This is a genomic window from Thermococcus barophilus MP, assembly GCF_000151105.2.
In the GTDB taxonomy this organism is placed as follows: Archaea; Methanobacteriota_B; Thermococci; order Thermococcales; family Thermococcaceae; genus Thermococcus_B; species Thermococcus_B barophilus.
Window position 1 is genome coordinate 1,345,920 of the sequence record NC_014804.1, and the last position, 15,208, is coordinate 1,361,127.

At 43.0% G+C, this 15,208-nt stretch carries 15 protein-coding genes, 1 tRNA gene and 1 pseudogene; 8 read left to right on the top strand and 9 right to left on the bottom strand.

Annotation, left to right across the window (positions count from 1 at the left end; genetic code table 11):
* Position 1: 1 nt before the first annotated feature.
* Genes porA through TERMP_RS07730 form a run of 3 tightly spaced genes read right to left on the bottom strand, consistent with a single transcriptional unit; the run spans position 2 to position 2,100 of the window.
* Positions 2 to 1,180, bottom strand: coding sequence for a 2-ketoisovalerate ferredoxin oxidoreductase subunit alpha (gene porA, locus TERMP_RS07720; protein WP_013467831.1), 1,179 nt, complete (start codon positions 1,178 to 1,180; stop codon positions 2 to 4).
* A gap of 9 nt (positions 1,181 to 1,189) precedes the next feature.
* Positions 1,190 to 1,507: a 3-methyl-2-oxobutanoate dehydrogenase subunit delta gene (locus TERMP_RS07725; protein ID WP_013467832.1), complete on the bottom strand. Its 318-nt coding sequence runs from the start codon at positions 1,505 to 1,507 to the stop codon at positions 1,190 to 1,192.
* A 35-nt stretch (positions 1,508 to 1,542) separates the two neighbouring features.
* Positions 1,543 to 2,100 carry a pyruvate/ketoisovalerate ferredoxin oxidoreductase subunit gamma gene (locus TERMP_RS07730; RefSeq protein WP_048159970.1) on the bottom strand — a complete coding sequence of 186 codons (558 nt, stop codon included), beginning with the start codon at positions 2,098 to 2,100 and terminating at the stop codon, positions 1,543 to 1,545.
* A 298-nt stretch (positions 2,101 to 2,398) separates the two neighbouring features.
* Here TERMP_RS07730 and TERMP_RS07735 point away from each other — a divergent pair, with 298 nt between their 5' ends.
* Positions 2,399 to 3,361, top strand: a complete 963-nt coding sequence (locus TERMP_RS07735) for an inorganic phosphate transporter (protein ID WP_013467834.1) — start codon at positions 2,399 to 2,401, stop codon at positions 3,359 to 3,361.
* A 6-nt stretch (positions 3,362 to 3,367) separates the two neighbouring features.
* On the opposite strand, the gene hflX is transcribed toward TERMP_RS07735, so the two are convergent.
* The 5 genes from hflX to TERMP_RS07760 all read right to left on the bottom strand — a co-directional run bounded on the left by hflX (position 3,368) and on the right by TERMP_RS07760 (position 7,396).
* On the bottom strand, positions 3,368 to 4,654 hold the full coding sequence (hflX, locus tag TERMP_RS07740) for a GTPase HflX (RefSeq protein ID WP_013467835.1): 1,287 nt from the start codon (positions 4,652 to 4,654) through the stop codon (positions 3,368 to 3,370).
* Positions 4,655 to 4,720: 66 nt separating this feature from the next.
* On the bottom strand, positions 4,721 to 5,053 hold the full coding sequence (locus tag TERMP_RS07745; RefSeq protein ID WP_193385915.1) for a nascent polypeptide-associated complex protein: 333 nt from the start codon (positions 5,051 to 5,053) through the stop codon (positions 4,721 to 4,723).
* An 87-nt stretch (positions 5,054 to 5,140) separates the two neighbouring features.
* Entirely contained in the window at positions 5,141 to 6,157 is a 1,017-nt protein-coding gene (locus TERMP_RS07750) for a tetratricopeptide repeat protein (RefSeq protein WP_013467837.1), read from the bottom strand.
* A complete protein-coding gene (otg, locus tag TERMP_RS07755; RefSeq protein WP_013467838.1) occupies positions 6,145 to 6,672 on the bottom strand; it encodes a methylated-DNA--protein-cysteine methyltransferase in 528 nt (175 codons plus the stop codon). Before otg ends, TERMP_RS07750 begins: the two co-directional genes overlap by 13 nt.
* Positions 6,659 to 7,396 (bottom strand): RNA methyltransferase, encoded by a 738-nt coding sequence (locus TERMP_RS07760; protein ID WP_013467839.1) that lies wholly within the window; start codon positions 7,394 to 7,396, stop codon positions 6,659 to 6,661. The genes otg and TERMP_RS07760 overlap by 14 nt, the downstream gene beginning before the upstream one ends.
* Before the next feature lie 52 nt (positions 7,397 to 7,448).
* Here TERMP_RS07760 and TERMP_RS07765 point away from each other — a divergent pair, with 52 nt between their 5' ends.
* The 7 genes and pseudogenes from TERMP_RS07765 to TERMP_RS07795 all read left to right on the top strand — a co-directional run bounded on the left by TERMP_RS07765 (position 7,449) and on the right by TERMP_RS07795 (position 12,936).
* On the top strand, positions 7,449 to 8,117 hold the full coding sequence (locus TERMP_RS07765) for a hypothetical protein (RefSeq protein ID WP_013467840.1): 669 nt from the start codon (positions 7,449 to 7,451) through the stop codon (positions 8,115 to 8,117).
* 4 nt (positions 8,118 to 8,121) lie between these two features.
* A pseudogene (locus TERMP_RS11780) lies at positions 8,122 to 9,016 on the top strand (2-dehydropantoate 2-reductase).
* Positions 9,017 to 9,050: 34 nt separating this feature from the next.
* Complete coding sequence (locus tag TERMP_RS07775) at positions 9,051 to 9,698, top strand: TIGR00153 family protein (protein ID WP_013467843.1); 648 nt, start codon at positions 9,051 to 9,053, stop codon at positions 9,696 to 9,698.
* Position 9,699: 1 nt separating this feature from the next.
* On the top strand, positions 9,700 to 10,623 hold the full coding sequence (locus TERMP_RS07780; RefSeq protein WP_013467844.1) for a D-2-hydroxyacid dehydrogenase: 924 nt from the start codon (positions 9,700 to 9,702) through the stop codon (positions 10,621 to 10,623).
* A 69-nt stretch (positions 10,624 to 10,692) separates the two neighbouring features.
* Positions 10,693 to 10,769 (top strand) — tRNA-Ala (locus TERMP_RS07785).
* Between the two features lie 131 nt (positions 10,770 to 10,900).
* Positions 10,901 to 12,004, top strand: a complete 1,104-nt coding sequence (locus tag TERMP_RS07790) for a M20 family metallopeptidase (protein ID WP_013467845.1) — start codon at positions 10,901 to 10,903, stop codon at positions 12,002 to 12,004.
* A 68-nt stretch (positions 12,005 to 12,072) separates the two neighbouring features.
* The gene (locus TERMP_RS07795) at positions 12,073 to 12,936 is read left to right on the top strand and encodes a fumarate hydratase (protein WP_013467846.1); all 864 of its coding nucleotides are present in this window, start codon (positions 12,073 to 12,075) and stop codon (positions 12,934 to 12,936) included.
* Here the strand turns inward: TERMP_RS07795 and TERMP_RS07800 are convergent.
* Positions 12,920 to 15,187 (bottom strand): tetratricopeptide repeat protein, encoded by a 2,268-nt coding sequence (locus tag TERMP_RS07800; RefSeq protein WP_013467847.1) that lies wholly within the window; start codon positions 15,185 to 15,187, stop codon positions 12,920 to 12,922. The genes TERMP_RS07795 and TERMP_RS07800 overlap by 17 nt on opposite strands.
* Positions 15,188 to 15,208 lie beyond the last annotated feature (21 nt).

The window sequence follows — 15,208 nt, forward strand, 5'->3', positions numbered from 1 at the left end:
CTCACCTCTTCAAGTGGTACCACTCTATCTCCCTATCAAGCCTGCCCTTCTCGATGATCTCCTTCATGTTCTTAGCTATTGCCCTGATGTCATTGACAGTGAAGTCCCTTCCCCCAAGTCCAACGATGTAGTTTTTCATTATTGGATGGGCATCCGTATTGTAAAGAACGCCCTTTGCCTCGTTGAAGAGTATCCCTTCCTGTCCAAAGGAGAAGTTTCTGTCAAGGACTGCTATGCCGTCCACGTTCTTGGCTAATTCATAGAGTTCCTCCTTCGGGAACGGTCTGAACCATCTGACTTTAGCTGCACCAACTTTGTATCCCTCTTTTCTGAGCAGATCAACGGCTTCCTTAACTGTTCCCATCAATGAACCCATTCCCATAAAGACGAATTCTGCATCTTCTGTCCTGTAAAGCTCAATCATCTGAGAGTAGTCCCTTCCGAATCTCTCGCCAAATTCTTTTCCTACCTCCTTGATGACCTTTCTCGCCTCTTCCATTGCTTTTTCAATTTTGTATCTGAATTCATAGTAGTCAGCTGGAGTTGCCAGAGCACCAACGGCAATCGGATTGTCAAAGTCCGTCAGTGTGTACAACGGTTCCCTTGGCGGTAAAAATTCGTCAATTTCCTCCTGTGGGGGCATGTCAACTATATCGTATGTATGGCTCAGTATGAATGCGCTCTCAATGATCATGACGGGAAGATTTACCTTCTTGTGCTCTGCAACTTTAAATGCCATCAAAACGCCGTCATACACCTCCTGGTTATTTTCGGCGTAGAACTGCATCCAGCCTGTATCTCTTTGAGCCAAGCTGTCAGTCTGATCGTCCCAAACGCTCCAGGGTGGAGCCATTGCTCTGTTGACATCAACCATGACTATTGGCAGTCTCGCACCGCTTGCCCAGTGGAGCATTTCGTGCATTAAAGCCAAACCTTGGGCTGATGTGGCAGTGAAAGCTCTCGCACCAGCTGCTGAAGCACCTATACAGGCAGCCATGGCAGAATGTTCGCTCTCAACAGGGACATACTGGATGTTTGCTTCTCCATTGGCTATGAACTCAGCTATCTTTTCAATTATGCTTGTTTGCGGTGTGATTGGATAAGCAGCAACAACCTCGACCCTTGCATGCTTCGCAGCATAAGCAGCTGCATAATTACCGCTCACGACTTTCTTCGGCATGTTATCACCTCACTTTTCTTCTCTAACCATTGTAATTGCCTTAGTTGGGCACTCATTGGCACAGATACCACAGCCCTTACAATAGTCATAGTCCACCGCTACATAGCCATCTTCCTTGATGTATATCGAGGGTTCTGGACAGAACTTCCAGCAGATGTAGCACTTGATGCACTTGCTCTCATCAATTACTGGGATGAAAGTTCTCCAGTCTCCAGTGAAGTTTACAAGAGTCGTGCCAAGGGTAAGCGGCACCTCTGGGTATTCATCAACAGATTTAAATACCAACCTCTCCGCTTTTGCCTTCTTCTCCCCAAATAAAGTGTTCAAATTATTCACCCCTAAAGGATTTTAAAGGAAAGAAATTAAAGCTCATAAACAGCAGTCTTTTCAAATGCTTCCCTTGCGGCCCTTGCGTTCTTCTCTCCGAGCTCCCCGGAGAATGTCTCCTTAATTGCCGTTTCAACGCTCTCGATTTTAACTATCCCAGTTGCCTTTGCAACTGCACCGAGAATTGAGGTGTTCGTAATTGGCAATCCAAGCACCTCAAGGGCTATTGTGGTTGCATCAACTAAAGCCAGCTTTGCTGGCTTCTTTTTGAGCTTTGCAAGAACTTCGTCTTTGCTCTTTTCCGTGTTGACAATAACAATTCCTCCATCCTTAAGACCCGCTGTAACATCAACGGTCTCCAGAAGTGATGGGTCTAAAACAACGACGATGTCTGGCTCGTATATCTGGGTCTTTATCCTGATTGGCTTCTCATCGATTCTTGTAAATGCTGTAACTGGTGCTCCTCTTCTCTCGACACCAAAGAACGGAAATGCCTGCACATATTTGCCTTCTATAAAAGCTGCCTCAGCTAAAATGTTTGCAGCGGTAACTGCACCTTGTCCACCTCTACCATGAAAACGAACTTCTATCATCATCTTTGCCCCCTAAAGTTTTTCGGTATTAGTTTTGAGAGAATGCATTTATTTAGTTTTCGGTATAGAAAGAAGAAGCTTTCGGCAAGTGTCTTTGGGTAAGAATGAACATGCTTTGTGGCTGGTGCCTATAAAAGAACACCGAACATCATTAAAATGACAGTTTACATTTGTAAAAAGGCCAAGGAACAGAGTCTTGAGACAGTTTTTATGCCCACCGATGGAGAACAATATTTTTAAATGCTGCATTTCACTATATAGACTATATACTCTATAGATGCAGAGGGCGGGTGAAATCATGGACGGAATAGTGATAGCAGCACTTGCCGTTGGCTTTTACATCGCCTGGAACATAGGAGCAAACGATTCAGCCAATGCTATGGGAACCGCAGTGGGGGCAGGGGTTCTAAGCTTCAGACAAGCCACCTTTACGATTGCAGTATTCGTTCTCCTTGGAGCTTACCTAAAAGGTTACAAGGTCATGAAGACCGTTGGAAAGGGAATTGTGCCCGAAGGATACCTAACAATTGAGATGGCAATCATAGCCCTTTTAGCTGCTGGGGTTTGGGTAACCATTGCAACGATTAAGGGGCTTCCGGTTTCTACAACTCAGGCTATAGTGGGGGGAGTTGTAGGGGTTGGCCTGGCGATCCATGCCCCCATAAGATGGTTTACCCTCTCTAAAATTGCTGCAGCATGGGTAGTTTCACCCATCGTTGCTGGAATTCTTGCAATGATTTTGTACAAATTTTATGGATATCTAATCAATCAGATGAGAAGCCTCGGACGTATTGAGCTTTTGTACAAATGGCTGGCTGTCCTTGGTGGTTCATACATGGCTTTCAACTTTGGGGCAAATGAGGTGGCAAATGCCACTGGACCACTGGTTGGGGCAGGATTTTTAGAGCCAAGGGTTGCTGGGATTTTTGGAGCTTTGAGTTTAGCCCTGGGCTCTTTAACCTTCAGCTATGCTGTGATGTACACCGTTGGAAAGAAGATAACAGCTTTAGGTCCTGCTTCAGCTTTTGCCGCCCAGTTTGGCTCAGCCATTGCCGTGAGTTTAGCCAACATCTTAGGTTTGCCAGTAAGCTCAAGTCAGGCAATTGTGGGTGGAGTCGTGGGGGTTGGTATAATAACAGGAGAAGGGATTGACAAATCGACTATAAAAGATATTATCTTTGGATGGGTTGCAACGCCAACGACTGCTATAATAATTGCCCTGATAATATTCCACATCTTTAGATTTGCAGGGATGATTTAACTTCTCTCATTTTAAATCTATCGGCGAATACTTTATTTCAACGCCCAGCTTTGTCAGACTCTTAATCATTCCAACCTGGATGTAGGCTAAAATCTTTGTAGCTTCCCCATATTCGATATCAAGAATCTCTCCAATTGAATTTATTAAGGCAATGACCTGTGAGACCTTCCCTTTCTCTTTAACAACTATCTCAAAGGACTTGTACTTAGGCAAGGTTAAAATTGCCCTTTCCAAGGCTCTATAAAGCTCTTCCAGCCGATTAAGCTTTGCTGATATGCTGACAACATCAAAAATAACGACTCCCCTTTTATCTGCAAGCTCTTTAATTGCTCCTTTTTTGTCTTCAACATCAACATTTGTCGTTAAGTCCTGCTTATTTAGAACAACAATTATCGGCTTGTCTAACGCTTTAAGCTCTCTCAGAATTTTAAGAGAAGCCAAAAACTTCCTTTTAATTTCACTCCACGGTTCGCTCACGTCCAAAACAAGAAGAATTATATCAGCTTTCGTTATCTCCTCAAGGGTTGAGTGAAATGCCTCAACAATAAAAGGCGGCAGATCATCTATAAATCCAACTGTGTCTGTTACCAAGACTCTCTTTTGATTAACTTTAAATCTCCTTGTTGTGGTGTCAAGGGTTGTAAACATTTGATCTTTAGCTGGAATTTCTTCTCTCGCCAAAGCATTCAAGAGCGTGGATTTTCCAGCATTGGTGTATCCGGCTAAAGCAACTATGATGAATCCGACTTCTTCTCTTCGTTTTCTTTTGACTTCTCTGTCCTCCCTGATTCTCTCAAGTTCCTTTCTTATTTTACCCATTCTGTAGCGAATGTGCTTCAGATACTGGTGAATCTGATACTCACCCATACCTTTAAAACCCGGCTGTTCACCCATCTTTGCCCTTCTAATTGCCTCTCTAACGAGAGGCAGCTCATACCTCAAATTAGCAAGCTCAACTTGCAGCTTTGCTTCTTTAGAATGTGCTCTCTTTTCGAAAATTTCAAGGACAAGCTGCCACTTGTCTATAATATCCACCCTGAGCTCTTTTGCAATATTAAAAGCCTGAGATGGTGTGAGCTGATTTGCAAAGATCACCTTGTCCGGTTTAAGCTCTTCTGCCAACTTTTTGATCTCTTGAAGTTTTCCCGGACCAATATTGTACTTTGGATGTTCTTCTCTAACTTGCTCAACTATTGCAAGAACTTCATAACCCGCACTACGCAGAAGCTCCTCAAATTCCGCTTTGTTTATCCTTTTTCTTGGTGAATGTCTAATAACACCAATTGCCTTCATCGAGTTGAGCTAACATATGGAGGTTTATATTCTTTTGGAATAAAAACATGATATTAAAAAGAGCATCTAAGTCTCTTGAAGCTTTAGAATAGCCTCTGCCAAATCTCCCTTTGTTTCCTCTAAAGCTTTTTTGGCGGTTTCGTAATCAACACCAGTTTGCTCCATGACAAGCTTAATGTCCTCTTCTGGGATATTAACAACTTCTCTAACCTCTTCCTTGCCCACTATCTGGTAGCTTTTCTCTCCCATTGCAACAATTGCAGTAACAACTGGCTCCCTGATTATAATTTCCTTATTTTCAAACCGTATCACGACTTCTTTAACCCCTTCAAGCTCCTCCATCTTTATACCAAGCTGCTTCATCATCCTCTTCATCTGCTTTGGGTTCATGCCTTTCATTGGAAACATTCACACCACCTACAAAGGCTCATGGATACAAGGTATTTATAGTTAGCGTGAAAAAGTTATTGAAAAGGTGCAACTTTTTCATTCCGGAAACTTCGATGTCTCTTCATTAGCTTTCATTATCTTTTTTCTGTATTCCTCATATTTCTTCCTTGCCTCTTCTGCCTTATCTTTCTCACCAAGATACTCATAGGCTTCAGCCACATGCTTCCACCACATTGGATCTTCTTCTGCCTCTTTCAAGCAGTATTCAAGGAACTTCTGATAAGCCTCTTTCGCAAGTTCTTCTTTTCCAAGCTTTCTTGCTATGTTCCCAACATCTTCCCAGAACACTCCCTCTTCTTGAGCTTCCTTCATATAGTAGTCCAAAGCCCTCTGCCATGCTTCCTTAGCCTTTTCCTCCTTTCCAAGTTCCTCATAGAGCTTTGCAACATCTTCCCAGAACCAGGGCTCCTCCTCAGCATATCTTTCCAAAGCCTTTGCAGCCCTCTCCATGTTTCCAGCTTTCTTCCAATACTCATGAGCCTCTTTTAGATAGTATGTGTCCCTCTCCTTCTCATAGAGCTGCTCATAAATTTCGGCAGCCTTTTCGTATTTCTCAGCTTTCTCGTATGCCCACGCTGCACTCTCCATCCATCCGAGCTTTTCATACATTTCAGCAGCCTTTAAGTAATTGCCCTTCTTCTCGTACTTTCTGGCAGCTGCTTTGTATTTGCCCATTTTTTCAAGCTTCTCTGCAGAGCGGAATCTGTCTGCCAAACTCAAGTCAGGCTCGCTTATGTACCATATCCCGAAAGCCAACCCCAAAATGAACAAAACTATTATTCCCCCAACAACCTTAAGCTTCTGCCAGGTTATGCTCAAATAAGTTGCATAGGCACTGAGAGCTGTTGGCACTAATAGATAAGCTGCATACTTCCAGCTTTCTGCATATAGAGTAAGCACAAGGAAGAAACCAAGCATCAGAGTCAGTCCCAAAAATCCCAAGCTGAGAACAATCCTGACAAGCATCCAGAAACCCCATTTGTAAACTATTCCCCCAGCTATTGCAATTATCAGTACCAAAAATCCTATTATGTAAAGCTTTAGCTTGTCCATCCTTTCACCCCCTCTATCTCAAGTAAAAACTGCTTGTACTCCCTTTTCGGTGTATAATCACCTAATCCTGATTTTAAAACAACCCTGTGACATGGAACGATTATTGGATAGGGATTCCTTTTCATAGCATTCCCTACAGCCCTTGGAGATGTTGACAGCATTTTAGCGAGTTCTCCATAGGTTATGACGCTTCCTCTTTTAACTTTTTTTGTCAAAACCTCATAAACTTTCTTTTCAAAGGGGGTAACCCCTCTGAAGCTCAGGAATCTCAGAGCATCTTGGTTTTCAATATCACCAACCAGCACGTTATAAACAATCTTTGGATAATCACTTTTTTCTTCAGCTAAATTTACTGAAACATTTCTACGCTCGAGAAGAGCTTTTAATGAGTTTATTCGCTCCATAAGGTATTCACAACCATCCAAAGAAAAAGTTACTCCATCAATTTTCTCCTCAAAGAATACAGCGATCCAGATTTCTCGCCCAAAGATTTCAAACTTCTCAATGCTTATCATTTTCATACCTCTTGATTTTTTCGATTGCCAGCCTTAAAGGGCCATATAGGGAGTAGATCTCCCTTGCATATATGAACGACCTGCCAATGACACGGCGTAACATTATGGTAAAGTATTTCCGCCTTATTGGGTCTTTTGGATAATTTAGGGTTTCCAAAAGCTCGCTCCAGTATTTAACCAAAATGTCCTTCTCTTCTCTGGTAGCTTTTCTTAAATGCCTGTTCTCTTCTGTGGAGATTTCCGCTTTTACCCGCTGCTTGTAAATCTCATAGAGAACAACAGCAACAGCATGGCTTAGGTTCATCACAGGATACTCCTCACTTGTCGGGATTGTAACTGTAAAGTCCATTTTTTCCAGTTCTTCATTGCTCAGGCCTTTGCTTTCCCTGCCAAAGAAAATCCCAATTTTGCCACCGTATAAAAAGGCTCTCTTTGCAAACTCCTCAGGACTTATAGGCGTCCTCTCAGGAAGATAAACCTTACCGCTTATCCCTGTTGTTCCCACAGCCACATCAACGATTTTCAATGCTTCATCTACGGTTTTGACTATTTTTGCATTTTCCAAGACATCTTTGGCGTGCATCGCAAATTTATACGCCTCACCCCTAAGTTCCGGCGGATTAACTAATATCAGCTCTTTAACGTCAAAATTTTTCATTGCCCTTGCAACAAAACCAATGTTCATCTGATACTCTGGCTCCACTAAAATCACTGCAACTTTCATTTTTATCAGAAAGGATTTAAGGGAAAGGATTAAAAATGCTTGCGGTGGGAGAATGAAAAGAGAGAAGCTTGCATTATTGATATACCTTTCAGCTTTTGTAATCTCGCTCTACATGCTGCTCAGTATTGGGATAGTAATCCTAACAAATGAAGCAATAGTTCTGGGAAAAAGTGTAGAAGGAAATACCCTGCTCATGATGGAGATACCAACTATTGCATTAATTCTCTTATCCCTCTCATACCTCAAGAGAAAAGCAAGGTTTTTTGCTGGCATCTCTCTATTTTCAGCCTTTGTTCTGATGATTGTTCAAAGAGCAGATATCCCTATCCATGTAATTCCCCTTGCCGGGCTTGTGCTTTCTCTATTTGCACTCACGGTTGGTTTTCCAAAAGACAAGCAGCAGGTCAGCTTAAGTGAGAGAATGATAAATATTGTCATAGGGATAGCATCAATATTTGCACTTGTAAGGGCATGGAATTTTGTCTGGCCCAATGAGGTAAAACCATTGATATTCCTACTTGGAGCAATTGGTGCATTGTTGATGCTTTTCAAGAACAGGGTAATATCAAGCGGAGGAATACCTCTTTTGGTAACTTTTTATTGCTCAGTCACATATGCTCTATATGCACTCAACCACAATTTGTACGGACAGATTTTCTGGGCAGCCTCAGTTGTTCTGATTGCATATTCCCTAATTCCCTTAAGAAAGCTTTTGAGGTGAGAAAATGAAAATTTGCATACTTGGAGCTGGTTCAATAGGTTCTCTTTTCGGTGCTATATTAGCAAGAGCCGGAAATGATGTAACACTTATAGGCCGAGAGGAACACATGAGAGCAATAAATGATAAGGGGCTCAAAATCATTGGTGTTGAAGAGTTTACAGTCCATCCAAAAGCCGTAACTTACGCTCCTGAATATGAACCGGATTTGATAATACTGGCAACAAAATCATACTCCACGGCCTATGCCTTGAGCTGTGCCAAGCACTGCATCGGAAAGAAAACATGGATTTTGAGCATACAAAATGGACTTGGCAATGAAGACCTGGCATTAAAATACACAAAAAACGTTCTTGGGGGAATAACGACAAACGGGGCAATGCTTGAAGAGTGGGAGTTATTAAGTGGACAGGTAAGGGATACAAAAATCGGGGTTTACCCTAAGGAAAGACAATTGCTGAAAAGTTGCAAAGTGTTTAACGATGCCGCATGACACTCAAGTAAGCGAAAACATAATAGGATGGAAGTGGATTAAAGCATTGGTGAATTCTGCAATTAATCCCGTTGGTGCTCTGCTTGAAGTTAAAAACGGATTTCTGCTTGAGAACGAACATCTGTTGGCAATTTTAATGGAAATTGTAAAAGAGGGATGCAGGGTTGCAATGCAGTGGGGAGTTGAGTTTGAGGAGCATCCCCTTGAAATCCTCATAGATACCCTTGAGAGAACTCGCGAGAACTACAATTCAATGCTCCAAGATTTAAAGAGAGGCAAAAAGACTGAGATTGACTACATAAACGGGAAAATAGTCGAATATGCAGAAAACATTGGCCTTTCAGCTCCAATGAACAATCTGCTTTGGGCACTGATAAAGGCAAAGGAGTTGTTAACGCAAAGTAAATAAAGCAACCCATGAATATTAATGTGGGGGATGAAGAATGCCAATATTTGGAGGAAAGGAAAGCAATGTATTTGAGGCAATAAACAGGCATTTAGAAATGGTAGGGCTCACATTGGAAAAACTCAATGAAATGATAAGGATTTATCTTGAGGGAGACTTTGAAAAAGCCGAGGATTTGATGAGAGAAGTAGAAAATTATGAAAGGGAAGCAGACACCCTCAGGAGAGAGATAGAAACCATGCTATATCAAGGAGCCTTTCTTCCTGCAAATAGAGGGGATTATGTTAGACTTTCTGAGCTGATAGACAATACAGCTGATGCTGCCGAGAGTGCAGCTCATGTCCTAATTCTTGCTAAACCAAAAGTTCCGAAGGAGCTCAAAGAGGAAATCATGCAGCTTGTAGATGCATCATTAAAAACATATGAATACGTCAGAAAGGCAGTTGAACTGCTGAATGAGGACGTTAATGAAGCGCTTGAGTATGCAAAGAAAACAGAAGAGCAGGAAGAAAATGCTGACAAGCTTGAATATGACATCCTTAAAAAGATGTTTGAAAGCGAAAAGATAACAACATACGCAAAGCTGATATGGAATCAGGTTATAACTAAAATCGGAGACATTGCAGATAGGGCTGAAGACGCTTCAGACCAGGTTATGCTGATGGCAATAAAAAGGAGGGGTTGAGATGAAGGTTTTGGTTGCTGCTCCATTACATCCAAAGGCTATTGAGCTTTTGAAGAATGAAGGATTTGAAGTTGTCTATGAAGAGTATCCAGATGAAGAGAGACTCATCGAGCTTGCGAAGGATGTTGATGCTATAATCGTCAGAAGCAAGCCAAAAGTTACAAGAAAGGTCATTGAAGCAGCAGAAAAGCTCAAAGTAATCGGAAGGGCTGGGGTTGGTCTTGACAACATTGACCTTGAAGCCGCCAAAGAAAAAGGAATTGAAGTTGTAAATTCACCAGCGGCATCAAGCAGAAGTGTTGCAGAACTAACTTGGGCTCTGATCTTAGCGGTTGCAAGAAAAGTTGCCTTTGCCGACAGAAAGATGAGGGAAGGAGTCTGGGCAAAGAAGCAGTGTATGGGGATTGAGCTTGAAGGTAAGACTATTGGAATCATAGGATTCGGAAGAATTGGCTACAACGTTGCAAAGATAGCAAAGGGCTTTGGGATGAGGATTCTCCTTTATGATGTAATCAAGAATTACGAAAGAGCTGAAGAAGTGGGAGGAAAGTTCGTTGAGCTTGAGGAGCTTTTGAAGGAAAGTGACGTTGTAACAATTCACGTTCCTCTCTTAGACAGCACATATCACTTAATTGATGAGGAAAAGCTCAAGCTCATGAAAAAGAACGCAATCCTGATTAACCCAGCGAGAGGGCCAATAGTCGATACAGAGGCATTGGTCAAAGCCCTTAAAGAAGGCTGGATTTATGGGGCTGGGTTGGATGTCTTCGAAGAAGAACCGCTTCCAAAAGATCACCCGCTCACAAAGCTTGACAATGTCGTCCTGACACCTCACATCGGAGCAGGCACTTGGGAAGCTCAAGAAAGAGCTGGCGTCCAAGTTGTAGAGAAGGTCGTGGAGATTCTTAAGCAGAAAGCATCCTGAATTTTTCCCTATCCCTTTTTTATATGCGAAATCTTTAAATAACCAGCCTTATTTCTCATCAATGGGTGTGGGCCGGTAGCTCAGCCTGGGAGAGCGCTGCCCTCGCAAGGCAGAGGCCGCGGGTTCAAATCCCGCCCGGTCCACCAATACCTGCTTCTCAGTATACTTCTCGGTTATATCCTCACCTCCACAAAAGATATCAAGGATTAGTCTTCCTCATGGACATTGTACACAAACATTAATAAGCCTCGTAACACAATAACACATGGTGATATTTGTGGAAGTTGAGTTGCTGAAAAAGCTTGTTTCTACACCATCACATTTTGGTGAAGAGAAAGAAATTTCTGAATTTATAACATCGTTTCTTGAGCCATATGCTAAGGTTGAAACTCAAGAGGTTGAAGGATTTGGAAGCAATGTAATTGCATATTTGAAAGGTGTTAAGAATACGGTCGTGCTTAACGGTCATATGGATACTGTTGGGTTAAGCGCTGGGTGGACGAAAAACCCGTGGGGTCAAATCGAAGGGGATAAATTTTATGGTCTTGGAAGTGCTGACATGAAAGGCGGATTGGCAGCATTAATGAGCGTTTTTGCTGAAATCGCTGAGCTTTCTCGGAGAGAAAGACCTAACGTAATATTCACTGCCGTTGTTGATGAAGAAGGTTATTCTCGGGGTACTTGGGAGCTGATTAAAAGCAAAAAGCTTGAAAAGGCTGATGTCGTTCTTGTGGGTGAGCCCACTAATGAAAAGCTTATGCTTGGTGCAAGGGGAAGGTTTGTAATTCAAGTTAAGGCTTTCGGCAAAAAAGCCCACGCTGCAAGACCCGAGAATGGTATCAATGCAATAGAGGAGCTCTCAAAACTTCTTGCAAATTTGAATAGGGCAAAATTAAAAAAACATCGAAAACTGGGAAAAGGAAGCTTTTGCACTCTTGAAATAGAGGGAAAAGCTGATGGATTGAGTGTTCCCGAATATGCAAAAGCCATTGTTGATAGGCATACTGTAGTTGGAGAAGACTGGGAATTTGTTAGAGAAACACTTGAAAAGCTTGCCCAAAAGCTTGAAATAAAAGCCAAGCTGAAAATTGAAAAATTCAAAAGACCCACCCCAGAGATGCTTCCCTATTACGTCAAAGAAAACCTCAAAGTTGTGAAGATATTTAAGCGGATATTCAAACAGAAAACAGGCAAAGATGTTGAAGTAACTTATGGGAAGAGCGTTGGGGACTTTAACTACTTTGGCACTTACTTGGGAAAGCCGACACTGGTTTTTGGTCCAATCGGAGGCAACTGGCATTCTGCCGATGAATGGGTCAGTATAAGCTCAGTAAAGAGGGTCAAGGAGATATACAGAGACTTTTTGAAAGCTCTGGTTTAGTGCCTTTCTTTCTCTTTTGAATGAAACTTATTAACCACACAGCTGAAGGTTGATATAAGGTGGTGTCATTGGAGGAAAAGCTTACTGAGGCAGTTATTGAGGCAATTCGATTAGCCGCTACAAACCTTCCTGAAGATGTCATCAACGCAATTAAGGGGGCATATGAAAGGGAAGAAAGCAGAATTGCAAAATTTAATCTTGAGAACATTCTTAAATCAATTGAAATCGGCAAAAATGAGAGAATTCCCATCTGCCAAGATACTGGAACAATAACTTTTTTCGTTGAAGCCGGGATCAAAAATCCGTATCTTAGTGAAATTGGAGAAATTCTATTGGAAGCGACAAGAAGAGCTACACAAGAAATTCCCTTAAGGCCTAATGCTGTCGATGTTCTCACGAACAAAAATTCCGGGGACAATACTGGCAGGTTCGTGCCAATAATACACTGGGAGCTTGTTGAAGGGAACAGGATAAGAATAGCAGTCCTGCCCAAAGGTGGAGGGAGTGAGAACTGCTCAGCTTTGGCAATGCTCAACCCAATCGAAGGCTTTGAAGGCGTCAAGCGTTTTATTGTGAAAAGGGTGAGAGAATGCGGAGGTAAACCCTGTCCGCCAGTGATTCTCGGCGTGGGAATTGGGGGAAGTGCAGATTTAGCTTTAAAACTCGCCAAAAAATCACTTTTAAGACCTCTTGGAATGAGGCATGAAAACGAAAGAATTGCTCAATTGGAGGAAGAAATTCTTGATAAAGTCAACTCACTTGGAATTGGACCAATGGGCATGGGAGGTAGAACAACGGCTTTGGATGTTAAGATAGAATACGCCCACAGACATCCTGCATCACTTCCGGTGGGATTAATAATTCAGTGCTGGGCTCACAGAAAAGCGTTCATTGAGGTTGATGAAAAGGGAAAAGTTAAGATTTGGCAGTAATACTGGAAATATCAAAAATCCTGCTGAGTTCTTCAAGAACTACCTCATAAAGCCAGGGATAGCCTTTCAGCCTCTCCCTTCCGATGTTGATGTATTCTTTGAAGTTTCCGCCTCTGAGGTTCTCAACTGCAGCTAAAGCTATGTACCCTGCCCATCCAAGTGGATAGCCAGTGCTCTGGGCGATTCTTATCATCTCCTCGGCATCTTTTTGAGCCATTTCAAGCTCTCCAAGGGCAATGTAGGAGAAGCACCTGTAGGCGAGAGCATCAACGGCCCTCCGATAGTTTCTGACCTTTAAAAAGTAATCCACTGCCTCTGTGGCATGTTCAACGGCCTTCTTATAGTTCTCCACAAGGTAATAAGCCTTGGAGAGCTCGGAGAGCGAGAGGTGCTCCATGAAGGACAGACTGTACGCCCTTGCGAGATCTAAAGCCTGGGAATAGTACTTCAGGCTTTCCCTGTACCGTTCCAGCTCAATGTATATGTCCCCTATGTGGAGGAGAACGAGGCTTTCAAGCTCAGGATATGGGTTGAGCCTTTTTAATGCCCCCAGCTCGTTGAAGGCACTTTCGAGGGCATCTTCAAGCTTTCCAAGGTAAGCGTTTAGCTTAGTGAGCTCCACAAAGTACCAGAAGTCAACCTCCGCGTCGTTCATGATTTCCCTCATCTTTTCAAGCTCTCTAAGGTATTTTTTGCTTTCATCCGATTTGTTGAGCTCTATGTACACATCTACTAAAGAGCTCAGCACATCAGCTTTATGAATCCCTTCCAGCTCATCCTTGATCTCAAGCCAGAGCTTTAATGCTTTTTCAAAGAAGCCCTTCTGGAAGTAAATGCTGGCGAGCTCCTCCTTGGCGTACGGGTTGTCTTTTATGGTGGATAAGACGTTTAAATAAGAATCGGAAAAATCCTGGACAACCCGTTTAAACCTTCTCAACCTCAGCTCAACGAGCCTTTTAATGGTCTTCTCATCCTTGAGCTTGACCGCATACCTGAAGGCCTTCAAAAAGTCCCTGGTGTTGTTCTTCTTCAGGAGAAACTTTATGTACTTTGAGTAGAATTTAGCCTCATCAACCTCCCTAACCTCGCTTAAAAACCCCCTAATGAGGTCGTGAACGAAATAAAGGTTCCCCCTCCTCTCGATGAGTCCCTTGTTCAGGAGGGAGTACAGGACTGAAAAAACGTTCTTTCCATAGAGCTCCTTTATTTCGTCGTATTCAAGGGGTTCGTCAAAAAGTGACATAAACTGGAGCAAAAACCGTTCATCCGTTTTCAGCTTTTCGTATATCTCATTGACGAGAAAATCGAACAGGTTTTCCCGCTCGAACTCTCTCCTTTCCACGTATGTCTCTGAAAAAAGGTTTAAAGCGAGGGGGTGCCCGAGTGTCATCTGGTAAACCTTCACAAATTCTTCCGGGCTTATATTCACGCCTTTTGCTTCAACAAGCGAATATGCCTCTTCCAGGCTTAGACCGGATAGACGTAGGTAGAGGGCATTCAAACCGAGGTTTGGTTTCTCCCTTGAGGTCACAACCAGCTTCCCCTTATCGAGCTTCTCGGAGAGGAATGCAAGCAGGTGGAGTATCCTCTCATCCCTGCATTTGTGGAGGTCATCAATAACGATCTTTGCCGAGCTTTTCTCAACGCCATCAAGGAGCAGCTCAAAGATGTCTCGCTCTTCCCTCCCTCCGGCTCTTAAATACTCAAGAAGGGCATCGTAGCCGAGAGAGTTAAGGAACAATCCAACCTGCCAGGCAAAGTAGTCGAGACTGTCTCCTTCGCTCATCTGGTACCAGAATGCATCACCGAAAATCTTCGCGGCAAGAGCTGTTTTCCCAATCCCAGCTATTCCGTAGATTACTATAACGCTCTTCTCGGAGGAGGTGATTAGGTCAATTTCTTTTTCCCGCCCAACGAATATATCGACAAGAGGATGCCTGCTCTCCAATAGGGGAACCTCGTATCGGTCTCCCTTTGAAGTGCTGACGAGTATCTCCCCGGGCTCGAACCTTATCCTGATGTCTTCAACCTTGAGGGAATATACCTTGACGTTTTTCCCTCTAACCCTCATCCACCTGCCCTCGACGAGACCAGCTCTCTCCATCGCCCTTAAACGCCTTGAGACGTCTGTTTCATCCCTTCCCAGTATTCGGGCAAGCTCTCGCGGATTGAAGGAGCCAGATCTGAGGACGGAGAGTATCTCAAGGTTGGTCTCGTTGGACAGTAACTTAATTAGACTGGAGGCGTTCACACCAAACACCTTACTTCTAAA